Raw genomic sequence first — 13633 nt, forward strand, 5'->3', positions numbered from 1 at the left:
CCCGCGCTTTGCGGCCGGCCGACCCGCGACCGGCCGCAGCGCCCGATTGCGCCTACCTCACACTCGGCGGGGGTGGGGAGGACGGGGCGGATAGGCTCGGCGCCGTGGGGATGCGCGGTGGGGTGGGGCGGGCAGTCGGCGGAGGCGCCGGCCGAGGCGTCGGGTTCGCGCGGGCGATGGCGGAGGCGCGGAGGCCGACGGGGATCGTGCTGGGCTCGATCGTCGCCGTCGGGGTGACGGTCGCCATCTTCCAGCTCGGGCCGGTGCTCCGGGTCGTGTTGCCGGCGGAGGTGCTGGAGCAGGGCGGGATCGTCGCGCTGGCGCCGGCGTTCCTCGTGGCGTGGCTGCTGCTGTGGGCGTGGCTGCGGTTCAAGGAGCAGCGACCGTTCGCGAGCATCGGCTTTCGCGAGCCCTCCCGCGCGGGGTGGCGCGTCGCCCGCGGCGCCGGCATCGCCCTGGCGCAGATGGGCGTCTACCTCGCCATCGGCGTCGCGACCAGCACCCTCGTCTTCGCCGCGACACCCGACGGGTCCCTCCTCCACACCTCGGCCCTCGGCTGGGCGGCCATCGCCCTCCTCGCCTTCGCCGTGCAGAGCGGTGCCGAGGAGATCGTCGCCCGCGGCTACCTCGTGCAGGTCTGGTACCCGCGCACGGGCGTACTCGGCGCGGTGATCGTCTCGGCCCTCTACTTCACCGTGGCGCACTCCCTCTCCGACGAGTTCAGCATCCTTCCGCTCCTCGACATGACCCTCTACTCGGTGCTCGCCGTGTTCTGGGTGCTCACCGAGCGCGGCCTCTGGGGCCTCATCGCCTACCACGCCACCTGGAACTGGGCCCAGGGCAGCCTCTTCGGCGTCTCGGTCTCGGGCACCGACGTGCCGAACTCGCTCTTCGTCGTCAACCCGACGCCGGGCGCCTCGACCGTGCTGAGCGGCGGCGACTACGGCGCCGAGGGCAGCCTCGTCGACATCGTGGTGCTGCTCGTGCTCACGGCGATCGCCGCGACGCTCTTCTTCCGCACCAGACGCGCCCGGAGAACGACGGATGCGCACCCCACCACCCACACCGAGACGACGGCGAGGCCATGACCGACCGACCACCCCAGCCCACCGCCCCCACCCGGCGGCTCGAGCGTCCGGGCGCGCTGCTCGCCCTCGTCTTCGCCGTGGCCTTCGCGCTCGTGGTGGGGGCGCCGTTCGCGGTGAACGCCGCGATCGTCGACCCCCGCGTTCACGACCTGCCCGCCGGCGGGGCGTCGATCTCGTACGATCCGCCGGACGGCAGCCCCGGGGTGGAGTACCGCGCGCCCGGCGGGTGGTTCTACCGGGAGTCGGAGGTCGACAGCGACCGGCAGGTGTTCAACGCCCCCGACGAGTCGGCGACGATCGAGGCGAAGTTCGTGACGGCGGGCTCCTCTGCCCGCGAGACGCTCTCGGCGGCGCTGTCGATCGACGACGCGGGGCTCGTGCTCGGGCCGGTCGATGCTTCTCCCGCGGCGCAGGCCGGAGCATCCGACGCCTCCGCTGACGCGCAGGCCGAAGCATCCGACGGCTCCGCTGCCTCCTCCGACGCCACGGCTCGCGCATCCGCCGGCGAGCGCCTTTGGGGCACCAGCAGTGACGGCGGCGTCGTGGGGGTCGCCGTCGTGCCCGGCACCACGATGGCCGTCGTCGTCTCGGCCGACGGCACCCCGCCCGACGGGAGCTGGGCTGTGGTCGAGAAGCTGCTCGCCAGCGTGACGGTGAAGGCGGCGGCCTCATGAGCGCGACCCCCGCGACCCCCGCGACCCCCGCGGGCCCCGCCACCCCCGTCATCGTCGACCGCGCCCCCTGGTGGAGCCCGGTCTGGCGCCTCGCCCAGCCGATGAGCTGGCTCCTCGTGCCCCTCACCGTGGCGGGTGTGATCGCCCTGCTCTGGTACCGCATGCCGACCTTCGCCGCCGACCCGGTGGTCGCGATCGCCGCGGCGCTGGCCCAGGTGGTGCTCGGCGGGCTGCTGTTCCTGCTGCTGCGCGCCGTCGATCCGCTGCGCTCGCTCGGTCGGCCGCGCATCCTGCTGGTGACGGCGGTCGCCTGGGGTGGTGGGTTGTGCGTCTTCCTCTCGGGCTTCCTGAACGAGCAGATCGACGCGGTCGGGGCGAAGCTCGGTCTGTCGAGCGGCCTCATCCTCTCGGCGCCCCTCGTCGAGGAGGGCGTGAAGCTGCTCGGCGTGCTCGCTCTCATCGGCGTGGGGCGGCGCTGGCTGCGCGACCCGATCGACGGGCTGGTGCTCGGGGTCGCGGTGGGCATCGGCTTCCTCACCGTCGAGAACGTCACCTACGCCCTGAACGCGTCGATCTCCGCCGTCGCTGCAGAGGTGCCGGTGTGGGAGGCCGTGACGGAGAGCCTGGTGGTGCGCGGCGCCCTGGGCGTCGGGTCGCACTCGCTCTACGCGGGCATCGCCGGGTTCGGGCTCGCCGCCCTCGTCATCGCGCACGAGCGGGGGCGCACCGGCCGCGGGGTGCTGGTGTTCCTGGCCTCCCTCGTGACGGTGCTCGCCGCCCACCTGCTCTGGGACGCGGAGTGGGGACTCGCCTCGCCCGCCAACGTCATCCCCCCGGCCATCATCGCCGCCGGGCTCGTGGTGATCGCCGCGGTGTTGCTCGCGCGGGCGCGCCACCGCGTGCGGGAGCAGGGCCTCGTGCCCGAGAAGCCCCGAGCCCGAGCCCGAGCGGGAGCGTCGGTCTCGGAGTAGCGTCGCAGGCACGGGGGCCGACCGGAGGGAACCGCGTGGACGAGTCGACGGATGCGAAGACGACGAACACCCCGGATGCGCGTGCCGACACCGCGGAAGCAGCCGAGGTGCCCCTCGGCGAGACGGATGCGGAGCGCTGGCTGGTCATCGACGGCCGGCGGTGGCGGCGCACCGACCCCGAACTCCCGGCAGAACTCATCGAGGCCCTTAAGTCGGAGCTCGGCCGGGGGCGAGCCGGGGTGCGTGCGGCCCGCCGCGCCGACGACGACACCCGGCTGAGCGCGGCGCGCCGTCGGGTCGACCTCGCGAAGCGGGGGCTCGGCGAGCGCGGACCCGCCTGGTGGGACCTCTCCCCCATCGACCGCCTCAGCCGCGCCGAGGCCGCTCTCGCCCAGCTCCGTGCGAGCAGTGGCGGCGGCTCCGGCGGCTCCGACACCACCCGCGGCCACGGCACCCGCGGCGGCCACTGATGTGCTCCGCGGGCGATGACCTCGACACCCGCCTCGAGACCACCATCCTCGACCTGCTCGCCCGGCGGGCCCCCTCGACCATCTGCCCCTCCGACGCCGCCCGCGCGGCGGTCGACGGCACCGACGAGGCCTGGCGCCCCCTCATGGAACCCGTCCGCGACGCCGCCCGCCGCCTCGTCGCCCGCGGCGAGGTCGAGATCACCCAGCACGGCGAGGTCATCGACCCCACCTCCCCCCACGGCCCCATCCGCATCCGCCTCACGGTGCGCTGAGGGCCTCGCGCACCAGGCGGTTGAGGAGGGGGACGGTGTCGGTCTCGAACCAGGGGTTGCGGAGGCGCCAGCCCTGGGTGAGCGGCGAGGGGTGCACGATCGGGAAGTACGGCAGGCGGGTGCCGGCGGCGCGCACGGTCTCGGTGAGGGTGAGGGCGGGTCGCGACGGGAGGTAGCGGCGCTGGGCGTAGGCGCCGACCAGCACCGTGAGCCGCACCGCCGGCAGCAGCTCGAAGGCACGCGGATGCCACTGGGCGGCGAAGCCGGCCCGCGGGGGCGCGTCGCCGCTCGCCGCCTTGCCCGGGTAGTAGAAGTCCATCGGCACGATGGCGAGCCGGTCGGCGTCGTAGAACTCCTCGTCGGTGACGCCGAGCCAGCGCCTCAGCCGCTCGCCGCTCGGGTCGTCGAACGGGATGCCGCTCGCCTGGGCCCGCCGGCCGGGCGCCTGGCTCACGATGAGCACGCGCGAGCGCTCCGATCCCACCACGAGCGGCCGATACCCCAGCTCGCGCGCCCAGTCGTTCGACGGATGCGCGGCCACCTCGTCACGGAACCGATCGAAAGCAGTCACCCCACCATCCTGCCCCGACCCGCTACCCTGGTGCCGCGGCGCGGCCACGGTGGGCGCGGCCAGCGATGGGGGTTGGGAATGCCGGAGCAGACTTCGACGGCACGGGTGATGGCGGCGCGCCTCTGGTTCGGCGCCATCGCGGTGATCGTGTTCGCCGCCCTCGTGGTGCAGATCGTGCTCGTGTTCACGGGCGGGCAAGACGTCAACTCCACCCAGCCGCAGGGCAACCAGAGCCTGGGCGAGAAGTTCGTGAACCTGTTCAGCTACTTCACCATCCAGAGCAACCTGTTCGTGCTCGGCACCTCGACGGCGCTGGCGCTGAACATCCACCGCGACGGCCGGCTCTGGCGGGTCCTCCGCATGGACGCGATGCTCGGAATCATCATCACCGGCATCGTCTACGACTTCGTGCTCGCCGCCCTCGTGCATCCCACCGGCTGGGCGCTGGCGGCCACCATCGGCTTCCACTACATCTCGCCGTGGGCGACGGTCATCGGCTGGCTGATCTTCGGCCCCCGCCCCCGCATGGGCTGGAAGACCATGGCGCTGGCCTTCATCTGGCCGATCGCGTGGCTCCTCTACACCTTCATCCGCGGCGCGTTGACGGGCTGGTACCCCTACCCGTTCCTCGACGTCGACCTCATCGGCTTCGCCGACTCGGTGCGCAACTCCGCCGTCATCCTGCTGGTCGCGATCGGCATCGCCGCCGTGCTCGTCGTGCTCGACAAGCGGATGCCCGCCCTCGTGCGCGAACCCGCGGTGCGCGAGCCGAGAGCACGCTAGCCGGGAGCATGCCAGCCGGGGCCACGCCAGCCGGGGCCGCGCCGGCCGTCACGCGCGACTGAGCCCGGCCTCCGCCGCCCCGTCGTCGATGCGCTCAAGCAGGTCGTCGATCGCCGCCGTGCCCAGGATGCGGTCGACGGTGATGAGCGCCAGCCCGGTCACCCCCGCCACTTCGCCGAGCTCGGAAACGCCGATGACGAGGTTGCGGGTGGCCAGCGGCTGCGAGCGCTGGTACACGCGCTCGCGCACCCCGCTCAGCAGCACTTCGCCGCACTCGGCGAGCTGGCCCGAGATGACGATGGTCTCGGGGTTGAGGATGCTCACCAGGTCGGCGACGGCGTCGCCCAGGATGCGCCCCGCCTGCCGCACGAGTCGCACGGCCCCGAGGTCGGCCTGACGCACGAGGGCCACCACCCCCGCCACGTCGACGACCTCCCGCCCGTCGAGTTCGAGGTCGCGGATGAGTGCCCACCCACTGGCGTAGGCCTCCACGCATCCGGTGTTGCCGCAGCGGCAGGGCAGCCCGTCGGCGGAGTCGGCGATGGCCGCCCTGGTGTGGCCGATGTCGCCGGCAGCCCCCTCCCCGCCGCGGATGATGGAGTTGTTGAACACCAGCCCCGAGCCGATGCCCGTGCCCACCTTGAGACTGATGAGGTTGTCGTGACGGCGCACCCGCGCCTCGGCCACCGCCCGGGAGTTCGCGTCGTTCTCCACCACGACGGGGGCCTCGCGGGGGGCGAACCAGCCGGCGATGTCGAAGCGGTCCCACCCGGTCATGATGGGCGGGTTCACCACGCGGCCCGCGGCGAACTCCACCGGCCCGGGTACGCCCACGCCGATGCCCCACACCTCTTCGCCGTCGAGCAGCTCGTCGAACGCCTCGTCGACGGCGGAGAGCACCGGATGCGGGCCCTCCCAGACGTTCACCGACCGGGAGGTGTGCCTGAGCGGGGAGCCCGCGAGGTCGCAGACGGCGGCCACGAAACCCGTGGCGCCGATATCGGCGGTGAGGATGACGGCCCGCGAGCGATTGAGGGCGAAGCGGCTCGAGGGGCGGCCCCCGGTCGATTCCCCGCCGCCGATCTCGGCGATGAGGCCGACGTCGTGAAGGGCGCCGAGGCGCTGGTTCACCGTCGAACGGGAGAGCCCGGAGAGGTCGATGACCTCGGTGCGCGACAGCTCGCCGTGCTCGCGGAACAGCGCGAGGACTTCACCGACGTGGGTTCGCACATCCTTCACTTTACGCAGAGCTCCATCGCTGTTGTGACCGTCGTGGCCGGGTTGGTAGCTCAATTGAAACACATGTTGGATAGAAGTTGCGGCACTTTTGGTTTGCCATAAATCAAAAGTGGGCGTAGTTTCTGATCGACGGCACGTAGTGGTGCCCCAACCCGCCAAGGATCACAATGTTCAGCAAAGACGCAACGTGGATGCGCACCGCGCGCATCGCCCTTCCCCTCGGACTCGCCGCGCTCGCCCTCGCCGGTTGCGCAGGCGGCTCGGGCGACGGCGCCGACGGCTCCTCGTCGAGCAAGGTCGCCGCGGTCATCAAGGGTCTCGACAACCCCTTCTTCCAGGCCATGGAGTCGGGCATCCAGGAGACTGCCGACACCGACGGCGTCGACGTCACCATCCAGGCCGCAGCCGACATCGGCGACACCACGGGCCAGGCCGACAAGCTCACCACCCTCGCCGGGCAGGACTTCGGCTGCTTCATCGTCAACCCGATCTCGGGCACCAACCTCGTGCAGGCGCTCGCCACCGTGGGCTCGTCGGGCAAGCCCATCGTCAACATCGACAACCCCATCGACGCGGATGCTGCCAAGACCGCGAACCTCGACGTCGCCACCTACATCGGCACCGACAACGAGGCGGCGGGCGGCAAGGCCGGCGACTACGTCAAGGAGCAGGTGGCCGCGGGCTCCGAGGTGGCCATCATCGGCGGTGTCGCCGGCGACGTCACCAGCGCCGCCCGCGTCGACGGCTTCAAGGCCGCCATCGGCAGCGACCTCGACGTCATCCAGGAATCCGCTGCCGACTGGAAGCGCGAGGTCGCCCTCACCACCGCGACCGACATCATCGCCGCCAACCCGAACGTGAAGGCCTTCTTCGCCGCCAACGACGACATGGGTCTCGGCATCGTCAAGGCCGTCGAGAACGCCGGTCTCACCGGTCAGATCGTCGTCGTGAGCGTCGACGGCAACAAGGATGCGCTGGAGTCGGTGAAAGACGGCGGGCTCTCCGCCACCGTGGCGCAGTACCCCTACGCGATCGGCACCCTGGGCCTCCAGGCCTGCGAGGTCGCGACCTCGGGTGGCGAGCTGCCGAAGACCGTCGAGTCGCCGACCGCTCTCGTCACCTCCACCGAGGCCGAGGAGGCCATCTCGGCCTTCCCGCAGCCCTTCGCCCCCTTCGAGAACCCCCTCGAGTCCCTCCTCCCCTCCAAGTAACCCTCTCCTCCACAGGCGGTGATGGTGCGCCGGTGGGTGTCGATTCCGGTCTGAGGCGCCTTTGAGCTCCGCTCAACCCTTAGCCTCAGGCCGGAATCGACACCCGCCGGTGCCCCGCCTCGACACCACAGAAACGTGACCTCATGACCAGTACCGCCACCACCGGCCCCACCCGGCTGCAGGCGATCGGCCAGAACGTGCGCCAGATCTCGTTCTGGGCCGAGAACGCGGCCCCCATCGGCCTCGTCGCCCTGGTGATCGTCTTCGCCAGCCTCAGCCCGACCTTCCTCACCCTCGGCAACATCAAGGCGATGCTGGTCGCCGCCGCCATCCTCGTCATCCTGGCCATCGGCCAGTCGTTCGTCATCACCACCGGCGGCATCGACCTGTCGATCTCGGCGACCATGACCTTCGGGGCCATCGGCTTCGGCCTCGCCTTCCAGGCGGGCGCCGGCTTCTGGCTCTCCGCGCTCGTGGCCATCGTGGCGGGCCTCGCGATCGGCCTCATCAACGGGCTGCTCATCGCGAAGGGCAAGGTCACCGACTTCATCGCGACCCTCGGTACCCTCTCGGTGGCCACCGGCCTCGCGCTCATCGTCTCGAACGGCAAGCCGATCACGGTCACCAGCCCCGAGTTGCTCACCCTCACCTCGGGCTCGCTCGGCATCTTCGGCTACCCCATCATCCTGGCGGCGATCGTCGCGGTGCTCGCCTCGTTCTTCATGTTCCGCACCCGCTTCGGCCTGCACGTGCAGGCGGTGGGCGGCAACGAGGAGAGCGCGGTGGCGAACGGCATCAGCGCCACGCGCATCCGGATGGCCGTCTACCTCATCTCGGGCGGTCTCGCCGGTCTCGCAGCGCTCCTCCTGGTTGCCAGGGTCGGCGCGGCCGAGCCCGCGATCAACACCCAGTTCCTGCTCAACTCGATCGCCGCGGTCGTGCTGGGCGGCGTGAGCCTCACGGGCGGCAAGGCGAAGATCGTCGGCCCCGTCATCGGCGCGCTCCTGCTCACCGCCCTCACGAACGGCCTCACCCTGCTCGGTGTCTCGCAGTTCTATCAGCCGCTCGCCGTCGGACTCGTCGTGGTCCTGGCCGCCCTACTCACGAGGTTCCAGAAGAAATGACCGATCAGTACAACGGCCGCCCCGAGGGTTCGCCCCACACCGGCACCACGCAGGCGCGCGACTTCATCCTCAAGGCCACCGACATCAAGAAGTCGTTCGGCGGCGTGCACGCCCTGAAGGGCGCGTCGATGACCATGCGCCGCGGCGAGATCACCGCGCTCATCGGCGACAACGGCGCCGGCAAGTCGACGATGGTGCGCTGCCTCTCCGGCATCCACCGCCCCGACTCGGGCAGCATCGTGCTCGACGGCGAAGACGTCACGTTCGAGACGCCGAACGCGGCCCGCGAGCGCGGTATCGAGACCGTGCACCAGACCCTGGCGCTCGTCGAAGACCTCACGGTGTGGCAGAACTTCTTTCTCGGCCGGGAGAAGACGCACGGCCTCGGCCCCTTCCGCACCCTCGACCGCAAGCTCATGAAGTCGACGGCGGGCGATCTGCTGAAGAACCTCGCCGTGAACGTGCCCCCGGTGACGAGCAAGGTGCGCCGCCTCTCCGGCGGTCAGCGCCAGGCCGTCGCCATCGCCCGTGCCGCGGGCTGGGGCTCGAAGATCGTCATCATGGACGAGCCGACCGCCGCGCTCGGCGTGCAGGAGACGGCCCGTGTGGAGGGCGTCATCAACACCCTCCGCGACTCGGGTGTCGCCGTGCTGCTCATCAGCCACAACTTCGACCAGGTGATGCGCCTCTCTGACCACGTCTGGGTGATGCGCGCCGGCATGGCCGTGGCCGAGCGCCGCACCGAGGAGACCGACGGCGACGAGCTGGTCGCCCTCATCACCGGCGCCAAGGCGGCCTGACCGTGGTCGTCGACAGCCGCATCCCGTTCCGGCGGGCCGCGGCGCTCTCCCCCGTGCCGCTCGGCGTGCACGCGGGGGTGTGGGTGAAGGACTGGTCGCCCGCCTCGGCGAGGTTCGCCCTCGAGGGCAGCGCGGCGGCGGGCTTCGACCTGGTCGAGATCCCGGCACCGGCGCAGGAGGGTTCGCTCTCCCCGGCCGGCACGGTCACCCTCCTCGACGACACCGGCCTCGACGCCGTGGTGTCGCTCGCGCTTGACCCGGCCTCCGACATCAACACGACGGATGCTGCAACCTCGGCCCGCGGCGAGCGCCGCCTGCTCGACGCCGTCGAGTTCGCCCACGCGATCGGGGCGGGCTACGTGGGCGGGGTCACCTACTCGGCCATGACCAAGTACGACCGGCCCGCCACCGCCGCCACCCGGGCGAACGCGCTCGCCGTGTTGGAGCGGGTGGCCACCGTGGCCCGCGACGCCGACGTGCGCCTGGGCCTCGAGTACGTGAACCGCTACGAGAGCAACCTGCTCAACACCGCCGCGCAGACGGCGGAGTTCATCGGCGAGCTGCAGGCCCGGGGCGTCGACAACGCGCTGCTGCACATCGACACCTACCACGCCAACACCGAGGAGCTCTCGCTCGCCGACGCCGTGCACGACGCGGGTGACCTCCTGGCCTACCTCCACCTCTCCGAGAGCCACCGCGGGGCGCTCGGCACCGGGTCGCTCGACTGGGCGGGCCTGTTCCGTGCGCTCGCCGACACCGGCTTCCGCGGCCCCCTCACCGTGGAGTCGTTCTCCCCCGCCGTCATCTCGGCGGCGACCCGCGACGAGATCGGCGCCTGGCGCACGCTCTGGAGCGACCCGGTCGACCTCACCCGCTCGGCTGCCGCGTTCGTGCGCGAGCAGCTCACCGCATCCGCTCTTCTCACCCCCATCGACTGAAGGAACACCGCATCATGACCAGCAACACGCTCGGCGTCCACGCTCTCGTCTTCTCGGGCGGCACCACCCCCGACGAGGTGGAGTACATCATCGGCCAGACCAAGGCCGCCGGGTTCGACCTGCTCGAGCTCTCGCTGCACGACGCCGCGAACCTCGACGTGCCCGCCGCCCGCGCGGCCCTCGACGCGGCGGGCCTCGGCATCGTCACCTCGCGCGGCCTCGCCTTCGAGGCCGACGTGTCGAGCGACGACCCCGAGGTGGTGGCGCGCGGCGCGAAGCTGCTGCACGACTCGCTGCAGATCACGCACGGCCTCGGCGGCACCCACTTCACCGGCGCGCTGTACAGCGCGCTCGGCAAGTACGGCCACGCGCTCTCGGCGGCCGGCCGCGCGAACGTGGTGGCCACGCTGAAAGACCTCGCCGTCGAGGCGCAGGGCCTCGGCATGACCCTCGGGCTCGAGATCTGCAACCGCTACGAGACCAACGTCATCAACACGGCGGCGGATGCGCTGCGCCTGGCCGACGACATCGGTCACGACAACGTGCTCATCCACCTCGACACCTACCACATGAACATCGAGGAGGACGACCTGGTGCGCCCGGTGCACCTCGTCGGCGACCGCCTGGGCTACGTGCACATCGGCGAGAACCACCGCGGCTACCTCGGCTCGGGGCACCTCGACTTCGGCGCCTTCTTCCACGCCCTCGCCGACATCTCCTACGACGGACCGATCACCTTCGAGTCGTTCTCGTCGGCGGTCGTGTCGCCCACCCTCTCGAACGACCTCGCGATCTGGCGCAACCTGTGGAACGATGGTCCGGCCCTGGCGGCGCACTCGCACCGCTACCTGACGAACATCATCGAGGGAACCCGTGCCGCACTCTGACACCACGCCTGCCGACATCGCCGGACTCGACGACTTGGCGCGCCGCGCCCTCGCCCTGGTGACCCCGGGTTCGCGTGCCGTGCTCGGCATCGCGGGCAGCCCGGGCGCCGGCAAGACGACGCTGGCGAGCCGGCTCGCCGCGCGCGTGAACGAGCTGAACAAGGCAGCCGGCGGCCCCGGCGCACCGTTCGCGGCGCACGTGCCGATGGACGGCTACCACCTCGCCGAGTCGACGCTGAAGCGCCTCGGCCGCCTCGACCGCAAGGGCGCCATCGACACCTTCGACGGCTGGGGCTTCCTCGCCCTCCTCGGCCGGCTGAAGGCCGAGACCGACCACACGGTCTACGCGCCGAGCTTCGACCGCGCCATCGAGGAGCCCATCGCCGGCGAGATGGCGGTGGAGCCCGAGACCCAGCTGGTGATCGTGGAGGGCAACTACCTGCTCGTCGACGACGGGCCGTGGTCGGGCGTGAAGGCGCTGCTGTCGGAGTCGTGGTTCTGCGAGACGCCCGACGAGGTGCGGGTGTCGCGGCTCGTCGTGCGGCACGAGATCGGCGGGCGTTCACCTGAGGCCGCCCTGGCCTGGGCCGAGACGGTCGACGGCAAGAACGCGCTGCTCATCGAGTCGACAGCGCCGCGGGCCGATCTCGTGGTGTCGGGCGTCACGGGCGCGATCGTCTCGGGGGGCGTCGTCTCGGAGGCCGTCGTGTCGGAGGCTGTCGTGTCGGAGGCCGTCGTGTCGGGGGCGTCCATACCGGCAGAATGAGCGCATGGATCGCGCGCTCGCCCGTCAGACCGTCTTCACCGGCGGGTCGTTCTTCACGGCGGGGATGACCCGCAGCTCCTCGGGGGCTGTGCTGGTGCGCGACGGGCGCATCCTCGCCGTCGGCTCGCCCGACGAGGTCGAGGCCGCCGCGCAGGCCGATACCGCGGGCGGCCCGGCGCCGTCGCCGGGTGACACGGAGCGCGTCGACCTCCGGGGCCGGCTCGTGCTGCCGGGGTTTCAGGACTCGCACGTGCATCCTGCCCCCGCCGGCCTCGAGATGCTGCAGTGCGACCTCACCTCGGCCGAGTCCGCCGACGAGGCGCTGGCCATCGTGCGGCGCTACGCCGCCGACACGCCGGGAGAGTGGCTGTTCGGCGGCGGCTGGAGCATGGACCACTTCGCCGGCGGCACCCCGCATCGACGGATGCTCGACACGGTCACCGGCGACCGTCCCGCGTACTTCATGAGTCGCGACCACCACAGCGCCTGGGTCAACACCGCGGCACTCGAGCGCGCGGGCATCACGGCGCAGACCATCGACCCCGCCGACGGGAAGTTCGAGCGCGACGCCGACGGTAGCCCGAGCGGAACCGTGCACGAGGGCGCGCTGAGCCTGTTCGAGCACGTCAAGCCACTCCCCGACGACGATCTGGCCTACCGGGGCCTGCTCGCCGCGCAAGACCACCTGCTCGCGCTCGGCATCACCGGGTGGCAAGACGCGCTCGTCGGCGAGGGCCTCGGTTTCGGCGACGCCCTCCCCCTCTATCTGCGGGGCGTCGAGGAGGGCTCGCTGCTCGCCAGGGTGACGGGAGCGCTGTGGTGGAATCGCGACGCGGGTCTCGAGCAGCTCGACTCGCTCATCGAACGGCGGGAGCGGGCTGCGGCTCTCGGGCGGCCCGAGCTGTTCGCCGCCGACACGGTGAAGATGATGCTCGACGGCATCGTCGAGAACCACACGGCGTCGATCCACGGGCGCTACGCGGTGCCGGGGCTGGCGGCGGAGGCGGCGTCGGGCCTCGACTTCATCACCCCTGAGCATCTCGCCGCGTACGTGGCGGCGCTCGACGGCGAGGGGTTCTCGGTGCACTTCCACGCGCTGGGGGATCGGGCGGTGAGTCAGGCGCTGGATGCGCTGGCTGCGGTGGCGGGGTCGGCCGGGGCGGTCGGGGCGGCCGGGCTGGCTGGCGCGGCCGGGCTGGCCGGGTCGGCCGGGGCTCCCGGGTGGGCGGGGTCTGCCGGGTCGGCTGGGGTTCCCGGTTCTGCTGGGGCGGCTGCGGCTCCCGGCGTTCGCGAGCGGTCGGAGCGGCGGCACCAGCTCGCCCATCTGCAGATGGTGGCCGACGCCGACATCGCACGCTTCGCATCCGTCGGTGCCATCGCAAACGTTCAGGCGTTCTGGGCGCGCACCGACGACCAGCTGCGCGACCTCTGCCTGCCCATCCTTCCCGCGGGCGCCCGGGAGCGGTCGTACCCGTTCGGCAGGCTCGCCCGAGCCGGTGCCGCGCTGGCCTTCGGCAGCGACTGGCCGGTGTCGAGCGCGTACCCGCTCGACGCCGTGCAGGTGGCCGTGACCCGCACCGGTTTCGGCGCCGAACCCGAGCCGCTCGGGGGCGACCGCGACAAACTCGACCTGGCCACGGCGCTGGCGGGCTACACGGCGGGCAGCGCGCACGCCAACGGACGGGGCGACAGCACGGGCCGCCTGGTGCCGGGCTACCTGGCCGACCTCGTGGTACTCGACCGCGACCCGTTCGACGGAGAGGCGTCGCGCATCGCGGAGGCGCGAGTGGCGTCGACGTGGATCGGCGGGGCGCGAGTGCACTGAGCGCACGCGCACCG

Annotated in this window: 15 protein-coding genes; 13 read left to right on the forward strand and 2 right to left on the reverse strand. The window is 71.9% G+C overall.

Features of this window, described 5'->3' with window-relative positions; translation table 11 throughout:
• Positions 1–110 precede the first annotated feature (110 nt).
• From HL652_RS15275 to HL652_RS15295, 5 genes are read left to right on the forward strand one after another with little or no spacing between them, the layout of a single operon-like run.
• Positions 111–1088, forward strand: coding sequence for a CPBP family intramembrane glutamic endopeptidase (locus HL652_RS15275; protein WP_253743894.1), 978 nt, complete (start codon positions 111–113; stop codon positions 1086–1088).
• Complete coding sequence (locus tag HL652_RS15280; RefSeq protein ID WP_171706100.1) at positions 1085–1762, forward strand: hypothetical protein; 678 nt, start codon at positions 1085–1087, stop codon at positions 1760–1762. The genes HL652_RS15275 and HL652_RS15280 overlap by 4 nt, the downstream gene beginning before the upstream one ends.
• A complete protein-coding gene (locus HL652_RS15285) occupies positions 1759–2733 on the forward strand; it encodes a PrsW family intramembrane metalloprotease (protein ID WP_171706101.1) in 975 nt (324 codons plus the stop codon). The genes HL652_RS15280 and HL652_RS15285 overlap by 4 nt, the downstream gene beginning before the upstream one ends.
• 35 nt (positions 2734–2768) lie before the next feature.
• Positions 2769–3203, forward strand: coding sequence for a biopolymer transporter Tol (locus HL652_RS15290; protein ID WP_371743515.1), 435 nt, complete (start codon positions 2769–2771; stop codon positions 3201–3203).
• On the forward strand, positions 3203–3475 hold the full coding sequence (locus HL652_RS15295) for a DUF3253 domain-containing protein (protein WP_171706102.1): 273 nt from the start codon (positions 3203–3205) through the stop codon (positions 3473–3475). Before HL652_RS15290 ends, HL652_RS15295 begins: the two co-directional genes overlap by 1 nt.
• Here HL652_RS15295 and HL652_RS15300 read toward each other — a convergent pair.
• Positions 3462–4046, reverse strand: coding sequence for a uracil-DNA glycosylase family protein (locus tag HL652_RS15300; protein ID WP_171706103.1), 585 nt, complete (start codon positions 4044–4046; stop codon positions 3462–3464). The two genes, HL652_RS15295 and HL652_RS15300, sit on opposite strands and share 14 nt — an antisense overlap.
• 78 nt (positions 4047–4124) lie before the next feature.
• On the opposite strand from HL652_RS15300, the gene HL652_RS15305 reads away from it, so the two are divergent.
• Positions 4125–4829, forward strand: a complete 705-nt coding sequence (locus HL652_RS15305; RefSeq protein ID WP_171706104.1) for a Pr6Pr family membrane protein — start codon at positions 4125–4127, stop codon at positions 4827–4829.
• Between the two features lie 48 nt (positions 4830–4877).
• Here HL652_RS15305 and HL652_RS15310 read toward each other — a convergent pair whose 3' ends face one another.
• The gene (locus HL652_RS15310; protein WP_171706105.1) at positions 4878–6059 is read right to left on the reverse strand and encodes an ROK family transcriptional regulator; all 1182 of its coding nucleotides are present in this window, start codon (positions 6057–6059) and stop codon (positions 4878–4880) included.
• A 176-nt stretch (positions 6060–6235) separates the two neighbouring features.
• Between HL652_RS15310 and HL652_RS15315 the strand changes: the two genes are divergently transcribed.
• The 7 genes from HL652_RS15315 (at position 6236) to HL652_RS15345 (ending at position 13619) form a co-directional block, all read left to right on the forward strand.
• Positions 6236–7279, forward strand: a complete 1044-nt coding sequence (locus HL652_RS15315) for a substrate-binding domain-containing protein (RefSeq protein WP_216603909.1) — start codon at positions 6236–6238, stop codon at positions 7277–7279.
• 143 nt (positions 7280–7422) lie between these two features.
• Positions 7423–8403, forward strand: coding sequence for an ABC transporter permease (locus HL652_RS15320; protein WP_171706106.1), 981 nt, complete (start codon positions 7423–7425; stop codon positions 8401–8403).
• Complete coding sequence (locus HL652_RS15325) at positions 8400–9203, forward strand: ATP-binding cassette domain-containing protein (protein ID WP_171706107.1); 804 nt, start codon at positions 8400–8402, stop codon at positions 9201–9203. The genes HL652_RS15320 and HL652_RS15325 overlap by 4 nt, the downstream gene beginning before the upstream one ends.
• Before the next feature lie 2 nt (positions 9204–9205).
• Positions 9206–10141, forward strand: coding sequence for a sugar phosphate isomerase/epimerase family protein (locus tag HL652_RS15330; protein ID WP_171706108.1), 936 nt, complete (start codon positions 9206–9208; stop codon positions 10139–10141).
• A 14-nt stretch (positions 10142–10155) separates the two neighbouring features.
• Positions 10156–11028 (forward strand): sugar phosphate isomerase/epimerase family protein, encoded by an 873-nt coding sequence (locus HL652_RS15335; protein ID WP_171706109.1) that lies wholly within the window; start codon positions 10156–10158, stop codon positions 11026–11028.
• Positions 11015–11794 (forward strand): nucleoside/nucleotide kinase family protein, encoded by a 780-nt coding sequence (locus HL652_RS15340; protein ID WP_171706110.1) that lies wholly within the window; start codon positions 11015–11017, stop codon positions 11792–11794. Before HL652_RS15335 ends, HL652_RS15340 begins: the two co-directional genes overlap by 14 nt.
• Positions 11795–11798: 4 nt before the next feature.
• Positions 11799–13619, forward strand: a complete 1821-nt coding sequence (locus HL652_RS15345) for an amidohydrolase (protein ID WP_171706111.1) — start codon at positions 11799–11801, stop codon at positions 13617–13619.
• The last annotated feature ends 14 nt before the right edge of the window (positions 13620–13633 follow it).

Source organism: Herbiconiux sp. SALV-R1, from assembly GCF_013113715.1.
Taxonomy (GTDB): Bacteria; Actinomycetota; Actinomycetes; order Actinomycetales; family Microbacteriaceae; genus Herbiconiux.